Raw genomic sequence first — 14,766 nt, forward strand, 5'->3', positions numbered from 1 at the left:
GTGGCGCGGTTTCGCACGGTGCCACCGTTGCCGATCGTTAACGGCAGGGTGAGCGAACTTTCCGCAGCGCCTAAAAACGTGTAAAAGTTTGTGGCTAGGCGTATTTCGGATATCGACGGGGGGTGCGTCGGCGGCGCGGCGCGGCTAGTTTGGTTGCGTGAGTTACGAGTACGTCGTCGTACCCGCGGGGGTCGTCGCATCGGCGGTGGAAGTGCCGTCCTATTTCCGATCGCAGCAGGGGCGGCCCGTCGACGACGATCTACGAATCGTCGTGCTCGCCGGGTTGGCGGCGTGGAACGCGGCACTCCCGGCCTCGCGGCCGCACGCCGCCGTGCGGATCGAGGCGGCGGGCGACGCGGTACGGGTCACGGCCGCCGACGATTTGGATCGGCGCCGGACCAGGGGCTCTGCGGTGGATTACGCGGCGGGGCCGGTCCGGCAGCTACTCGAGGACCTGATCACCGGCTTCGACTACGAGCTCTACGACGGGCGGCAGCGCACCCTCACCCCTGCCCCGGGATTTCGGGTCGTCGACGTCGATATCGGCGGTGAGCGCAGCTACCGATCGATGACGAAAAGCCAACTGCTGTCCTGGATTACCAACCTCGCCCAGCTCGCGGCCACACCGTTTCTGATCGTCAGCCGCCCCGACGATCGGGAGACCTTCATTCAGACCTATCGCGACGGGTCGATGGCCTACACGCTGGAAATCCACGACAGCGCGCACACCGACCATTTCTTCGCGGCGGCGTTCTCGGATTCCAGCCTCGTCGCGCGGTTGATCTGGGAGTGGGCCAACGACGACTGGTCGACGCTGGACCGGGTGGAATGGATTCGCGAAGAGAAATAAGCCGGAATCAGGAGTGGCCGGGCAGCACGCAGGCGGTGTCCAGGCCGAGCACGTGATTCAGCCGACCGAACGCCAGCCAGGAACCGATGCTCATGCTGAGTTCCACGATCTCGGTCTGGCTGTAGTGCGCCTTCATCCGTGCCCAGAATTCCTCGTCCAGATTGTGGTGGTCGGTGGCGTAGCGTTCGGCGTATTCGGCTGCGAGCCTGGTGCGTTCGTCGAAGGCGTCGGTGGTGCGCCACGCGGTCACCGCGTCGGCGAACTCCTCCTCGACCTTCACGCCGTCGCGCTCGGTGCGCCAATCCAGACAGAACACGCAGCCGTTGATCTGGGCGATGCGCAGCCGGGCGGCCTCGAACTCGCGCAGGCCGAGCGTGCTGTGTTCGTACACCGCGAGCGAGAAGCCGGACGCGGCGATCCCGATGCCGGGGACCATCTCGCCCCACACGTAGCCGATGGGATCCTTGCCCTGGGGAACGTCGACGATCATGAATGCTTCCTTCCGAGTTTGCCGACCGCTGGGCGCAGCGGGACGTCGAGTGCGTCGTAGAGACCTGGCTCGGCGGCCACCAGCCAGTCGATCGCGCCGACCAACCTGCCCACCGCCGTGGCGTTGCCGCCCGCGGAGCGATTGCCGCCCTCGTCGGTGGCCTCGACCGTCACCTCGATGCGCGGGCGGCCCTCGATGATCACCCGGTGCGCGCCGTCACCGTCTGGCGGTGTCGGCCAGTCCGGCGCGCACGAGGCGTGGATGCGGGTGACGTGCTCGACGACGATGCGCGGTTCCCCGTCGACGATGCCCTGCACCTCGAAACGCACCGCGCCCTGGGTGCCTTCGGCGAACTCGCCCATCTTCGCCGTCCGCACAGTGGTCTCCAGCGCGCGCCGGTCCAGGGTCTCGCGGATCTCGTCGAGTTCAACGCCGAGCGCGCGGGCCATCAGCCGAACCTGCCCGCCCCACACCATGGTCGGCACCGTCGGGGCGAGCATCGGCGGTTGGTAGTCCATCGGCTGGCCCATGCCGACCAGGTAGCGCACCGAGTCGGGCTGGTCGTAGGTGGTGTAGTCGAAGATCTCCTGGCAGCGCACCACGTCCACGGTGCTCGCGAGGCCGCTGATCAGCAGCGGCAGCACATCGTTGCCCCAGCCGGGATCGACGCCGGACACGAACAGCGAACCGCCGCCCTCGTCGATGGCGGCGAGCACGGGTTCGCGCAATTCCGTTGGCGCGCTTCGCGGGTCGTAGAGCGCGTAGAGCGCCGGGGTGACCACGACCGCACCCGCGCGGATGGCGCGCACGATGTCGGCGAGGGCTTCGGCGGGACGGATATCGCCCGACGCGGCGTAGACGACCGCGCGCGGACGAGCGGCGAGGACCGCGTCGATGTCGTCGGTGGCCGCGATGCCCAGCTCGCGGTCGAGTTCGGCGAGCGCGCCCGCATCGCGCCCGACCTTGGCGGGATCGTGGACGAGCACGCCGGTGAGATCCAGCGCCGGATGGGCATCGACGGCACGGATGGCGGCACGGCCGACATTGCCGGTGCCCCAGACGATCGTGGGGATCATCGCGCGAGCATAGCAAGCGCTTGGTTCGGTGTCCGGGGGTTGACGAGATCGCCCTCACTTCGGTGGGCGGGATCGCGTCTCGTAGGGTAACGTGAGCGCTAGTCGCCGCCCCGTGGGCGCGCATTCGCCGTTCGGCATCTTCGAATCGAAGAGAAATTAGCTGTAACCCTGGGTTACATGTAACTGTAAGTTACACATATTTCGACCCTTTCCCGCGCATCCGAAATCCCTTCCGGAGCGGGCAAAGAACTCATCTTCGTAACAGTCCTGCGCGGGATGCCTGATCTGCCCCGTATTGGACCGCCGACGGCCCGCGCGACTAGTACGGTATAGCCCGCCGTGAGGCGCAGACGTAGGACGAGCATCCGGCGGGAAGGCGGGACGCCAGCATATGAACGAGCCGTATTCGCAGTGGCATGCCCAGAATTCGGCCCCCGACCTCCCTCTCGCCGCGCTCTACAAGTCCGCCGACCCGATCCGCTGGAACGGCAGCATGGTCTATCCGATGTACACCGAGCAGTTCGGGCGTACCACCACGCTGCTCAGCATGACGCTGCTGTCCGCGGTGCCGCCCGCCGGACTACGCGGGCACGGAATCGGTCTCTCGGTGGTCGGTGGCTACATCGACCTCGAAGGACGCCGGCTCGCGGGCATCGACGTGTGGAGCGACGCGCTCGCCCGCGGCACCACCGTCACCCTCACGCCCACCGGCCCCGACGCGCTGTTCACCCTCACGCCCGTCTGGGTGGACCAGTCCGGCGTGCAGCGCTCGTGGATGGGCAACTACGGCATCCTCGTCGAGGACACGCCGGACGGCCGGATCGCGCTGTGGTGCAGCGTCGGCGAGGGTCCGCCGAACTTCGCCAACCTGGTCGTCGGTCTCGGCACCGCGGCCGCTCCCGTTATCGCTACCCCGAAAGAACCTGTGGCAGAAACGATTACGAACACCGAAACGCCGACCGCCGCGACGCCGAGCTCGCCGCCGTACCCCAACGGCACGCCGGCCGGATACGCCGCGACGTCGTCTCCCGCAGGCGCCGCCCCGAGGAGCGCCACAACCGCTGCGGCGCAGGCGTATTCGCCGTCGGCCGCGCCGGAAGCGGGAACGGACGCGTCCGCCGAACAGAATGGTGGATGGTCGACCGGGGCCGATACCGTCGCGCCTTCGGTCGGTGAACTCGGCGAACAGCGGCCCGTCGAACGCGGAGCCGAGACCGGATATCGCGGCGCGCTCTACGATCTCGGCGTCGCCATGTTCGGCCGCGGCGAAGAAGAGCAGGCCTGCGGACTGTGGGCGCAGGCGGCCTCGGCCGGGCACCCCGGCGCCGGATACGACCTCGGCGTCGTGCTGTTCCGGCGCGGTGATCTCGCGGGCGCCGAGGGCTGGTGGCGCACGGCCGCCGAACTACGCGACCTGCGCGCGATGGCCGGGCTCGCCGAACTCCTCGACCGGCGCGGTGATCACGCGGAAGCGCGAATGTGGCGCGCACGCGCTGCCGACGAGCGGGCCGCCGAAGCGGGCCAGCCCGTCGGGCCCTACTGAACCGCTTCGAGTTCCTCCCGCACCCGCGTCAGCGCGAAACCGAGCGGGTTGGCTCCGTGCCAGCGCGTCGGTTCGATCAGGTCCGGATGATCGGCGCTGCGTACGCCATTCGATTCCTCGCGGCCGGGCCGCGAAAAAGAAGTGGCACCGGGTCCGGGTGGATCGCTAGGTTGGCGGCCATGGGAGGTCCAGGTATCAACGGAGCGTGCGCGGTGGGCACGTACTTCATTCGGCTGCGCGCGGAGGCCTGGGCCTAGCCAGCGCACCGCTCCGGCATCACTTCGATCCGGCTTCTTCGGCGCCGAGCCGAGCCCGCTCTTTCGGGCTGAGGACGCGCCGCCCGACGACCGCGGACGCGGTCCGTCGACTGTGCCCTGGCATGGGTCCGGGCGAATCACCTTTTCCTGATTCGGCCACTCCGTTCGGAGGACACCCATGTCCCGCAATCGTTTCCTGCCGCGCGCCCGCGACGCGCGCGGCCATTCCGGCGTCGGCCCGCGCAAGCGGCTGAGCCAGAACTTCCTCGTCGACGCGGGCACCGCCCGACTGCTGGTGCACGCGTCGGGTGTCGGCCCCGAGGATCTCGTGCTCGAGATCGGTCCCGGCGCTGGCATGCTGACGCGTCAGCTGGCGTCGACGGCCGGTCGCGTGCTGGCCTACGAGATCGACCCGCGCTACGCGGCGCTGCTGCGCAAGCGCTACGCGGGCGACGCGACGGTCCGCTGCTTCCATGCGGACTTCCGGTCGGTGACACCGCCGCGCGAGGCGTTCGCGGTCGTCGCCAACATTCCGTACGCCAGCACCACCGACATCGTCCGCTGGTGCCTCGCCGCGCGGCATATGACCTCGGCGACCCTGCTGACCCAATGGGAGTTCGCCCGCAAGCACTCCGGCGACTACGGCCGCTGGAGCAAGCTGGCCGTCACACACTGGCCGACCACCGAGTTCGCGATGGGTCCGCGCGTCGACCGCACCCGCTTCCGTCCCGTCCCGCGGGTCGACTCGGCGGTGCTGCACCTGCGCAACCGGTCGCGGCCGCTGCTCGCGAAGGAGGCCCTGCCCGGCTACCGGCGCTTGGTGGAACTGGGCTTCTCCGGCGTCGGCGGGTCGCTGGCGGCGTCCCTGGCGAGGGAGTTTCCGGCCCGCCGGGTGCGTCGGGCGTGCCGAAGCGCGGGCGTGCCCGCCGACGAACCGGTGGGGACCGTGGACCCGGATCGCTGGATCGCGCTCTACACGTCGTTGTCCTGACGTGGACGGTGCCGTCGAGCGGCTGGCAGAGGCTCACGGGTCGCTCGAGGTACCACTCGGTCGGTTTTCTGGGAACGGCGCCCGACCAAGTCGATCTCGTTCCAGAATGCGCGGATCAGCGCCCCGCCCCGGCGTTAGTATGCGCACATGGCGCACCCCGCTACACCGGTACCGGGGGCGACGGTCGCAACGGGCTCGTCGCCCGCCGCGGCCGGGCGCGGTACCGGGGTCGCGGAGGTGGTCGCGCGGTTCGAGGAGGCGTGGCGGGACGCGCCGACACCGCCGAACCTGCCCGCCTTCCTGCCCGACTCCCCCGCCATCCGCCGGGTGTCGTTGATCGAGCTGATCAAGGTCGACCTCGTCAACAGGTGGTCGCGCAACACCGAACCCAAGCGGCTCGCCGAATACGTCGAGGAACTACCCGAGCTGAGCACCTGGCCGTTGCCGCCGGATCTCATCTACGAGGAGTTCCACGTGCGAAGACAGGCGGGCAGCTCGGTGCAGGTCGGCGAGTACACCGCCGCGTATCCCGCGCAGGCCCAAGAGCTTTCGGAGATGCTGGCGACCGACGACTACCACAGCACCATGCTGACCGCGGCCACCGAACCGGTCCGCCTCGACGATGTCGACGTCGGCCAGCGCATCGATGACTTCGACCTGATGACCAGCCTCGGCCGCGGCGCCTTCGCCCGGGTGTTCCTGGCCAGGCAGCGGTCCATGCAGCGGTTGGTCGCGGTGAAGATCTCGCACGACAAGGGCGCCGAGCCGCAGACGCTGGCCCAGCTCGACCACGAGTACATCGTGCGGGTCTTCGACCAGCGCGTGCTGCCCGACCGCCACCTGCGCCTGCTGTACATGCAGTACGTGCCGGGCGGCACGCTGTTCTCGGTGCTGGAGCGGGTGCGCGCGACGCCGCCCGGCGAGCGCGGCGGAGCGCTGCTGCTCGAGGTCGTCGACGCGGTGCTGGCGGACAAGGGCGAGATCACGCCGGTCGAGTCGTCGGTGCGTACCGAGCTGGCCACCCTGTCGTGGCCGGAGACCATCGCCTGGCTCGGCCGCCGACTGGCCGAAGCGCTCGACTACGCGGGCCGCTGCGGCGTGCTGCACCGCGACATCAAACCCGCCAACGTTCTGCTCACCGCGGAAGGCGTCCCGAAGCTCGCCGACTTCAACATCAGCTTCAGCGGCAACGTGTCCGGCGCGAGCCCGGTGGCCTATTTCGGCGGTTCGCTGGCGTACATGTCGCCGGAACAGCTGGCGGCGGTGCATCCCGACAAGCAGGCCACGGCCGCCGATCTCGACACCCGCAGCGACCTGTACTCGCTCGCCGTTGTGTTGTGGGAGCTGCTGACCGGACACAAACCGTTCCACGACGACGCGGTGACCGGCGGCGACCGCACCACTTTGGACGGCATGCTCGATCGCCGCGCGGCGGGCCCGGACGCGCTGCCCTACGAGGACCTGCCGCCGGATTGCCCCGCCGCGCTGCGCCGCGCGCTGGTGCGCGCCCTCGAACCCGATCCCGACCGGCGTTGGGCCTCCGGTGCGGAAATGGCCCAGCAACTGGACGTCTGCCTGGACGCCCGCGCCCGCGACCTGGTCGATCCGCCTCCCGGCAGCTGGCGGTCGCGTGCCTGGCAGCTGATGATTCCGGTCATGGCGGGCGCGATCGGCGTCCCGAACTGGTTCGCCATCTGGTACAGCTACCAGCACAACCGGACGCTGATCATCGACAAACTGGACGAGAACGCCCAGGACCAGTTCCGCCAGATCGCGCTGAACGCCTACGGTTTGTGCTTCCTGATCGGCTTCATCGTCACCAACGTGCTCATCGCCGATCTGTTGCCGATCGCCTTCGGACTGCAAAGAGGACGCGAGTACGACGCCGCTCGGCTCGCCAAAGCGCGTTCGGACACTTTGCAACTCGCCCTGCGCAACGTGCTGACCTGCTTCGGGCTGTGGGTGTTGTCCGGCATCGTCGTCCCTGTGACGGTCCAGGCCTCGGGCAGTCAGCTCAGCGCGGAGGCCTACCTGCACTTCTTCGTCACCCAGATCGTGTGCGGCGCCATCGCGATGGCCTACCCGTACTTCCTGGTCAGCTTCTACGCGGTGCGCGGCTTGTATCCGAGGTTCCTGCCGCACGGCGGACTCGGCATCGCGGACGCCACCCAGCTCGAGCAACTGGACCGGCGCAGCACCTACTTCCTCGCCATCGCCGCCGCGGTGCCGCTGCTCGGCGTCGCGGGCGCGACCTTCATTCCCGCCGAGGACATTCCGTCGGTCATCGTGGCGCTGCGGGTGCTGTGTGTCGGCAGCGCCGCGGCCTTCGTCGGCGTGTACTGGTTGTTCCGCATGCTGGAGAAGGACCTGGCCGCGCTGGAGCGCATCGTCGCGCGGTGATCAGCCGGGCCGGACGAGCGCGCGCTTGACGATCTTGCCCGTCGCGTTGCGGGGCAGCGCCTCGAGGAACGTCACGTCGCGCGGCACCGAGAAGCGGCTGAGCCGGTGCCGGATGTAGTCGCGCACCATTTCGCGATCCATTCGGGAACCGTCCCTGGTGACAACGAACGCCGCGAGCCGCTGCCCGAATTCGCGGTCCGGCACGCCGACCACGGCGACCTCGCTGACCTGCGGCAGGCGCAGCAGCGCCTCCTCGACCGGGCGCGGGAAGACGTTCTCACCGCCGGAGATGATCATCTCGTCGTCCCGGCCCGCGACGTACAGCAGGCCGTCGGCATCGACGTAGCCGAGATCGCCGGTGTCGAGCATGTCGCCCGCTTCGGTGGGCGGCGCGGCATCGGTGTAGCCGTCGAAGAGCATGTGGTTGTTGACGAAGATGCGGCCGGTGACCCCGCGCGGCACCGGACGCAGATCCGGGTCGAGCACCGCGACCTTCGTACCGAGCGGTGGGCGGCCCGCGGTGGTCGGCGCGGCGCGCAGGTCGGCGGGATCGGCGATCGTCGCCCAGGACACCTCGGTGGAGCCGTAGACGTTGTAGAGGACGTCGCCGAAGGCGTCCATGAACCGCAGCACCGCCGAACCGTCCAGTGGCGCACCGCAGCTGGCGACGATCCGCAGGCTGGAGGTGTCGTAGCGGGCGCGCACGTGCGCGGGCAGGTCGAGGATCCGGTTCACCATCACCGGGACCACGACCATCGCGCTGACCCGGTACTGCTCGATCAGTCGCAGGCATTCCTCGGCGTCGAAACGTTCGGTGAGCAGCACGCTCGCCCGGATCGGTGTGCTGATCTGCAAGGCGGCCAAACCCCAGGTGTGAAACAGCGGCGCGGGCAGCAGCATCGTCTCGTCCATCCGGAACGGGATGCGCGAGAGCAGGGCGGCGACGGTGCCGAAACCCTTGGGCTGCGGTCGTCGTGCGCTCTTCGGTGTGCCGCTGGTGCCGGAGGTCAGCACGATCAGGCGGCCGGGTCGGTCCGGTCTGGTGAAGGGCGGGGTGTCCCAGGCGACCAGATCGTCGACCGTCGCCGGACCGCCCTGGTACGGGTCGGAGGTGGAGTAGCGCGGCAGCTCAGGCGATATCGAGCGCAGCAGCGGCTCGAACTCGTCGTCGCGGAATACCGCGGCCAGATCGTGCTTCTCGATCACCTCGCGAATCTGGCGCGCGGAAAGCCCGGTGTTCAGCAGTAGGGCGTCGACGCCGACCTTGCCCGCGGCGACCATGCACTCCACCATCGCGGCGCTGTTGCGCGAGAGCACCCCGATCGCGCTGCCCTCCCCCATGCCCAGCGCGACCAGCGCACCGGCCAGCCGATGGGTGCGGCTGTGCACTTCGGCGAAGCTGTAGGTGGTGCGGGCGTCGATGAGCGCGGGCCGCTGCGGGGTGTACGCCGCGGCGGCCGCGTAGCCGCCCGCCAGGGTGAAGCCCCATTTGGCCAGTCCGCCCAGCTGTTTCAGCCCGCGGTCGGGGCGGTAGCTGCGCACCACGCCCGTGCTGACCAGCTGGCGCGCGACGCCGATCTGCAAGCGTGCCGGGGAATCCTCGCCGTTGACCAGCACCGAGGTCGGCGCGCCGCGCACCGCGTCGGCGATCCGGTCCAATCCGGCGCTGGTCCAGGCGATCACCGCCGATTTGTCGAACGCGGCGATGCTCGGATGCACCCGCCCGAGACCCACGTAGGTCACGGTCACCCTGGTGCGTTCTTTGTTGCCGCGCAAGCGAACCGAGGCGAATCCGCCCGCGCCCGGACATTGGAATTCGAGAATTTCGCGTTCCCGCGCGACAACCAGATGAATGGGCGGTACGGTGATCTCGGTGTCGGGCCCACCGGCGCGAACTATCAGAATGGTTTGCGTTTCTGATGTTTCGGCGCGCTCACAGGATCCGACCCCCTGGAACATTCGCGCGTAGGTCTGCGTCTCGGTGAGCAGATCCCACAGTGCCGTGCGGTCGACTGCGTACTCGGCATCTACGGTGATGACATCGGTAACCAACTGTGTGCATTTCTCTCCGGCCCACCCGTGTGCGCGGGTCGGCGTGATCACGTATTTGTACCGACAGGTAACAGTTAGGTCAAGGCCCGGTGGATCCGCCGGACGCGCCGGTGACTTTCCGGTCAAACGTCCAATTATGGGAATCCGTCCCGCATTCCGTGCGGACCTGCACAATGTGATCGAGAAAGCCTTCGCGGCCCACCGCGGTCGAGGGGGCCGCACGACGGGAGTTTCAATGACCGCCAGAGCCCACCTGGAGCGCGAATTGGGTGGACCGTTCGCGGCCCTCGATCTGCTCACCGAGCCGGAGATCGACGAACTCGCCGCGACGGTCGACGCCGCGCTGCGCACCGAGACCGCAACCCTCGCCGACTCCGTGGACGCGGTGATCGGCGCGCTGCCGTGGCCGCTGCGGACGGCGGCGAAGAAGATCATGTTCGGAAACCGGCTCGGCTGATGACCGACCTGGTCACCAGGGCTCAGCTCGTCCTGCTCGCCCGCACGCTGCACGTCCCCGCCGAACGTCTCGCGCACCTCGAAAAGCTGGGCGCCGCAAGGCTGCACGAACTGCAACAGCGCATCGCACGCCGGATCTTCGACGAGCACACGGCCACCTTCCGCCGCGTCGGCATGCTGGTTCCGGTGATCCCGCTGAGCATTTCGCTACCGCTGGTCCAGCGCATGGTGCCGCCGATGATGGCGGGCCGCGCCGCGGGCGCGGTGGGCGTCGAGCATCCGAAGAAGGCCGCGGAGGCGCTCGGCATGCTGGACGTCTCCTACGCCGCCGACTGCGCGCCGTATTTGGATCCGCGCACGGTCGGCGAACTTGCCGATGTCGCACCGCCGGGGCCGGTCGTCGCGATCACCAACGAGCTGCTGCGCCGGGGCGACTACGTCACCGCGGGTCCGTTCCTCGCCTACGCCACGCCCGCGCTCATTCGTGCGGTCGAGGCGGGCGTGCACGACGACGAGGGCATGATCCGCTCGGCCGCCTACGCGTACTCGAGCGCGAGCATCAGCGCCGTCATCCGGCAGATGCTGCACGGTCCTGCGCAACGCATCCCGCGCCTTGCCGCCACCCTGCTGTCCGGTTCCGCGGAGCTGCGGCTGACGGCGCTCTCGGTCTTCGCGCGCTGCGACGAGGACGTGATCGCCGCGCTTGGCGACGTCCTCATCGATGTCGGCACCGTCGAGCAGAACGGTGACCTCGTCCGTGTCGCGGTCGAGGCGGGCGCGATCCGCGAATTGCTCACGCTGGTCGGGCATCTCGGCCCTTCGGCGCTGGACACGCTGGCCGCCAACCCGGTGACCGCCGACCACGGCGTCATGTCGGCGCTGGTGGCGGCGACCGCCGAACGGCCGGAGGCCGCGACACTGCGCGGACTGGTGAATCTGCTGGAGCGCGCCGACACCGAGACGACGCGTCGGTGGGGCAGGCGACTGTTCGAGTCGGCGGTGCTCGGAGAGTTGCCCGCGCTCGTCACCGAGGCCCGGCTGTGGCCCGCGCTGCTGCGGATACTGGCCGAGATCGACGGTGAAACGCAGACCCGCCTCGGCGAGGAGTGGGCGAAACTGCCTCTCGCGGACCGCGAGACGCTCGAACGGCGGGTCAGCGAACTGCGCCTGGACACCCGCCTCGCCACTCTGACGGTCACCATGAACATCTACGGCTGAGGTCGTTCCACACAACACCGCGCCGTGCGCATCCCCTGAGAGATGCGCACGGCACGGTATCGAAATCCCGCACGTCGCTGTGCGGGATCCCGCCGCGGTGCCGACCCGACATCACACACCGCGGCGTCGTGTCACCGGCTACACGGGGGTGAAATCCCGGCTGCCGATGTAGCTGGGTCGCCGTCCCGGCGCGGCGAACGGTTCCTCCAGGGGGTTCTCCACGCTGTTGAACACCAGGAAGATGTTCGAGCGCGGGAAGGGAGTGATGTTGTTGGACGAGCCGTGCATGATGTTCGAGTCGAACAGCAACGCCGACCCCGCCCGACCGGTGAACTGCACGATGCCGTGCTTGCTCGCGAGCGTCGCGATGTCATCGGTGGTGGGAACGCCGATCTCCTGCTCCTGCAACGACTCCCGGTAGTGCTCGGCGGGCGTGCTGCCCTGGCACGGCACGAAGGTGCGGTGCGAGCCGGGCATCACCATCAGGCTCCCGTTGACCGGATGGTTGTCGGTCAACGCGATCGACAGGCTCACCGCGCGCGGGCTCGGCATGCCGTCCTCGGCGTGCCAGGTCTCGAAATCCGAGTGCCAGTAGAACCCAGTGCCGCGAAAACCGGGCATGTAGTTGATCCGGGTCTGATGCAGATAGACATCCGACCCGAGCACCTGCCTGGCCAGCCCGGCCACCCGCGATTCGCGCACCAACTCGGCGACCGCGTCGCTGAGCTTGTGCACCTCGAAGATGGACCGGACGCGCCGCGACGCCTTCTCCACGATCAGCCGGTCGTCGTCGGCCAGCGCCCGATCGGCGGCGAGCCTGCCGATCTCGGCGCCGAACAGGGCCACCTCGTCGGCGCTGAGCAGGTCCTCGACGACCGCGAATCCGTCGCGATCGAAGGTGGCCAGCTCCTCGGTCTCGATCGTCCCCCACACGGTGGGGTCGGGTCGCTCGATGTGCCGTACGCGCGCGCCGGTTCGGGTGGGGTACCGATCGATGCGCTCGACCTCGTCGCGCTCGATGGTCTGTGGCAACACTTCTCGCCGCTCCTTTCAGCCGATCGGCGCCGCGATCAGCGGGTAGACGCCGTTGCTGTCGTGAACCTCCTGCCCGGTGACCGGCGGGTTGAACACGCACATCATCCGCATGGTGCTGCGCACCTCGAGCCGGTGGCGTTCGTTGCCGTCGAGCAGGTACATGGATCCGGGGCCGAGTTCGTAGGTGACGTCGTTGTCCAGGTCCGTGAGCGTGCCCTCGCCCTCGATCAACCACACCGCCTCCACGTGGTGGCGGTAGTGGAACTCGTGCACGGTCCCGGCCTCGATGGTGGTCTCGTGGAAGGAGAAACCGACGCCGTCGCCGCCGAGCACGATCCGCTTGCTGCGCCAGCCCTCGCCGGCGACGTCGCGTTCGGTGCCGGTGATCTCCGCGGTGCTGCGCACGATCACCGGAGCTCACCGCCCTCGGCCGGGCCGCGGTGGTGCAGGCGGCCCCAGCCGGTGCACACCGTGTCGATGGCGCCGGTGAGCAGCTGCAGGCCGTGGTCGAGCTCCTCGTCGCTGATCGTCAACGGCGGCAACAGCTTCACCACCTCGTCGGTGGAACCGGAGGTCTCCACCAGCAGGCCGCGCTCGAAGGCCACCTGGCAGACCTTGCCCGCCTGCGACGGATCGTCGAAGGCGATGCCGTGCACCAGGCCGCGGCCGCGGGTGGACAGGCCGGGGAAGTGCGCGGCCGCCTCGCCGAGCGCCGTCGCGATGCGCTCGCCCTTGGCGTGGGTGGCGCGCTCGAGGGTGTCGTCGGACCAGTAGTGCTGCAGCGCGGTCTGCGCGGTGACGAAGGCGGGGTTGTTGCCGCGGAAGGTGCCGTTGTGCTCGCCGGGCGACCACTGGTCCAGCTCGGACTTGAAAAGCACAAGGGCCATGGGCAATCCGTAGCCGCCGATGGACTTCGACAGCGTCACGATGTCGGGGGTGATGCCTGCGACCTCGAAGGAGAAGAACGGGCCCGTCCGGCCGCAGCCCATCTGCACGTCGTCGACGATCAGCAGGATCTCGCGCTCCTCGCACAGCTTCGCCAGGTGCCGAAGCCATTCGGCGCGAGCGACATTCACGCCGCCCTCACCCTGCACGGTCTCGACGATGACCGCGGCGGGACGGTCGAAGCCCGAGGAAGTGTCGTCGAGCACCCGCTCCATCCACTGGAAGTCGGCGGTGGTGTTGTCGAAGTAGCCGTCGTAGGGCATGTGCGCCGCGTGCACCAGCGGCACACCCGCGCCCGCGCGCTTGGCGGCATTGCCGGTCACCGACAGTGCGCCGAGGGTCATGCCGTGGAAGGCGTTGGTGAAGCTGAGGATGGTTTCCCGGCCGGTCACCTTGCGGGCAAGCTTGAGCGCCGCCTCTACGGCGTTGGCGCCGGTCGGGCCGGGGAACTGGACCTTGTAGTCGAGGCCGCGCGGCGCGAAGACCGTATCGCGCAAAGTTTCCAGCAGCTTGCGCTTGGCCGCGGTGGACATGTCCAAGCCGTGCGTGATGCCGTCGCTCGCGATGTAGTCCAGCAGCGGCTGCTTGAGGATCGGGTTGTTGTGGCCGTAGTTCAGCGCGCCGGCGCCCGCGAAGAAGTCGAGGTAGTCCTTGCCTTCCTCGTCGCGCAGCCAGGCGCCCTTCGCGGTGGTGAACACGGTCGGCCAAGCACGGCAGTAGCCGCGCACGTTCGACTCGAGCGACTCGAAGACGGTGGTTTCGGCGGTGATCATCGAAGCTCCTTCTCAGGCTTTCGCTGCGCGGTCGGCGCGATGCGATAGAGGTCTTCTGCGGCGTGGTCGTCGGGGAAGACGCCAGGGTCGAACAAAGGGCGCTTGGTCATTCGCGCGCCGCGACGGCGGGCCACCGCCGCGAACATCGCGACCGAGGCGGGATTGTCCGGCGAGATGGTGGTTTCCAGCGCCGTGACCCCGTGCGGGGCGACGGTGTCGAGCAGGTGCTCGATGAGCGCGGTGCCGGTGCCACGGCCACGCTCGCTGTGCGAAACCGCCACCTGCCAGACGAATACGGTGTCCGGAGCCTGCGGTCGCAGGTAGCCGATGACGAAGCCGACGACCCTGCCGTCCACCTCGGCGACCACCGTCGTGCCGGGGAAATCCCGACACCACAGCAGGTACGCGTAGCTCGAGTTGGTGTCGAGCACGTGCGAATCCTTCGCGATCCGCCAGATCTGGGCGGCGTCGCCCAGCTTCGGCGGGCGCAGGAGTGGAGCGCCGATGCGGTCGGATCTGCGCCACGCCGTATCGGCGCGATCGATCGTTTCCGTGGACAAGGTTGGCAGTGACATACAACTCCCAGGTCGGGTCTGCAGTACTTATCCAGGCTTACGGACCAACTTTGAGCTGAAGTGGTCGATCTCTTTGCGGTTGTATTACGAACAGATCACGAGGCA

At 68.7% G+C, this 14,766-nt stretch carries 13 protein-coding genes; 6 read left to right on the forward strand and 7 right to left on the reverse strand.

Going from position 1 to position 14,766, the window contains the following annotated elements; all coding sequences use genetic code 11:
• The first annotated feature begins 157 nt into the window (after positions 1 to 157).
• The gene (locus NAM01S_RS00285) at positions 158 to 850 is read left to right on the forward strand and encodes a hypothetical protein (RefSeq protein ID WP_067777979.1); all 693 of its coding nucleotides are present in this window, start codon (positions 158 to 160) and stop codon (positions 848 to 850) included.
• Between the two features lie 7 nt (positions 851 to 857).
• Here NAM01S_RS00285 and NAM01S_RS00290 read toward each other — a convergent pair whose 3' ends face one another.
• Both NAM01S_RS00290 and NAM01S_RS00295 read right to left on the reverse strand, forming a co-directional pair.
• Positions 858 to 1,340: a carboxymuconolactone decarboxylase family protein gene (locus NAM01S_RS00290; protein ID WP_067777980.1), complete on the reverse strand. Its 483-nt coding sequence runs from the start codon at positions 1,338 to 1,340 to the stop codon at positions 858 to 860.
• Positions 1,337 to 2,416 (reverse strand): NAD(P)H-dependent amine dehydrogenase family protein, encoded by a 1,080-nt coding sequence (locus tag NAM01S_RS00295; protein WP_067777981.1) that lies wholly within the window; start codon positions 2,414 to 2,416, stop codon positions 1,337 to 1,339. The genes NAM01S_RS00290 and NAM01S_RS00295 overlap by 4 nt, the downstream gene beginning before the upstream one ends.
• Positions 2,417 to 2,807: 391 nt before the next feature.
• On the opposite strand from NAM01S_RS00295, the gene NAM01S_RS00300 reads away from it, so the two are divergent.
• From NAM01S_RS00300 to NAM01S_RS00310, 3 genes are all read left to right on the forward strand, one after another.
• A complete protein-coding gene (locus NAM01S_RS00300) occupies positions 2,808 to 3,959 on the forward strand; it encodes a tetratricopeptide repeat protein (RefSeq protein WP_067777982.1) in 1,152 nt (383 codons plus the stop codon).
• A 435-nt stretch (positions 3,960 to 4,394) separates the two neighbouring features.
• Positions 4,395 to 5,207: a 23S ribosomal RNA methyltransferase Erm gene (gene erm, locus NAM01S_RS00305; RefSeq protein ID WP_067777983.1), complete on the forward strand. Its 813-nt coding sequence runs from the start codon at positions 4,395 to 4,397 to the stop codon at positions 5,205 to 5,207.
• Between the two features lie 147 nt (positions 5,208 to 5,354).
• The gene (locus NAM01S_RS00310; RefSeq protein WP_084482206.1) at positions 5,355 to 7,607 is read left to right on the forward strand and encodes a serine/threonine-protein kinase; all 2,253 of its coding nucleotides are present in this window, start codon (positions 5,355 to 5,357) and stop codon (positions 7,605 to 7,607) included.
• Here the strand turns inward: NAM01S_RS00310 and NAM01S_RS00315 are convergent, their stop codons facing one another.
• Positions 7,608 to 9,659 carry an AMP-binding protein gene (locus tag NAM01S_RS00315; protein WP_067778298.1) on the reverse strand — a complete coding sequence of 684 codons (2,052 nt, stop codon included), beginning with the start codon at positions 9,657 to 9,659 and terminating at the stop codon, positions 7,608 to 7,610.
• 235 nt (positions 9,660 to 9,894) lie between these two features.
• Between NAM01S_RS00315 and NAM01S_RS36265 the strand changes: the two genes are divergently transcribed.
• Together NAM01S_RS36265 and NAM01S_RS00325 are read left to right on the forward strand one after the other, a co-directional pair.
• Positions 9,895 to 10,116, forward strand: a complete 222-nt coding sequence (locus NAM01S_RS36265) for a hypothetical protein (protein WP_067777985.1) — start codon at positions 9,895 to 9,897, stop codon at positions 10,114 to 10,116.
• On the forward strand, positions 10,116 to 11,333 hold the full coding sequence (locus NAM01S_RS00325; RefSeq protein ID WP_067777986.1) for a hypothetical protein: 1,218 nt from the start codon (positions 10,116 to 10,118) through the stop codon (positions 11,331 to 11,333). The genes NAM01S_RS36265 and NAM01S_RS00325 overlap by 1 nt, the downstream gene beginning before the upstream one ends.
• 138 nt (positions 11,334 to 11,471) lie before the next feature.
• On the opposite strand, the gene thpD is transcribed toward NAM01S_RS00325, so the two are convergent.
• From thpD to ectA, 4 genes are read right to left on the reverse strand one after another with little or no spacing between them, the layout of a single operon-like run.
• Entirely contained in the window at positions 11,472 to 12,365 is an 894-nt protein-coding gene (gene thpD, locus NAM01S_RS00330; RefSeq protein ID WP_301317578.1) for an ectoine hydroxylase, read from the reverse strand.
• A gap of 18 nt (positions 12,366 to 12,383) precedes the next feature.
• Complete coding sequence (locus NAM01S_RS00335; protein WP_067777987.1) at positions 12,384 to 12,779, reverse strand: ectoine synthase; 396 nt, start codon at positions 12,777 to 12,779, stop codon at positions 12,384 to 12,386.
• Entirely contained in the window at positions 12,776 to 14,086 is a 1,311-nt protein-coding gene (gene ectB, locus NAM01S_RS00340; RefSeq protein ID WP_067777988.1) for a diaminobutyrate--2-oxoglutarate transaminase, read from the reverse strand. The genes NAM01S_RS00335 and ectB overlap by 4 nt, the downstream gene beginning before the upstream one ends.
• Positions 14,083 to 14,661, reverse strand: coding sequence for a diaminobutyrate acetyltransferase (gene ectA / locus NAM01S_RS00345; RefSeq protein WP_084482210.1), 579 nt, complete (start codon positions 14,659 to 14,661; stop codon positions 14,083 to 14,085). The genes ectB and ectA overlap by 4 nt, the downstream gene beginning before the upstream one ends.
• Between the last annotated feature and the right edge of the window lie 105 nt (positions 14,662 to 14,766).

Origin of the sequence: Nocardia amikacinitolerans NBRC 108937 (genome assembly GCF_001612615.1) — a bacterium.
Classification (GTDB): Bacteria; Actinomycetota; Actinomycetes; order Mycobacteriales; family Mycobacteriaceae; genus Nocardia; species Nocardia amikacinitolerans.

Bases quoted from the DNA above. Each gene is read 5' to 3' on its own strand.
- NAM01S_RS00290 (WP_067777980.1), bottom strand. From the start codon at position 1,340: ATGATCGTCGACGTTCCCCAGGGCAAGGATCCCATCGGCTACGTGTGG.
- NAM01S_RS00295 (WP_067777981.1), bottom strand. From the start codon at position 2,416: ATGATCCCCACGATCGTCTGGGGCACCGGCAATGTCGGCCGTGCCGCC.
- NAM01S_RS00300 (WP_067777982.1), top strand. From the start codon at position 2,808: ATGAACGAGCCGTATTCGCAGTGGCATGCCCAGAATTCGGCCCCCGAC.
- erm (WP_067777983.1), top strand. From the start codon at position 4,395: ATGTCCCGCAATCGTTTCCTGCCGCGCGCCCGCGACGCGCGCGGCCAT.
- NAM01S_RS00310 (WP_084482206.1), top strand. From the start codon at position 5,355: ATGGCGCACCCCGCTACACCGGTACCGGGGGCGACGGTCGCAACGGGC.
- NAM01S_RS36265 (WP_067777985.1), top strand. From the start codon at position 9,895: ATGACCGCCAGAGCCCACCTGGAGCGCGAATTGGGTGGACCGTTCGCG.
- NAM01S_RS00325 (WP_067777986.1), top strand. From the start codon at position 10,116: ATGACCGACCTGGTCACCAGGGCTCAGCTCGTCCTGCTCGCCCGCACG.
- ectB (WP_067777988.1), bottom strand. From the start codon at position 14,086: ATGATCACCGCCGAAACCACCGTCTTCGAGTCGCTCGAGTCGAACGTG.
- ectA (WP_084482210.1), bottom strand. From the start codon at position 14,661: ATGTCACTGCCAACCTTGTCCACGGAAACGATCGATCGCGCCGATACG.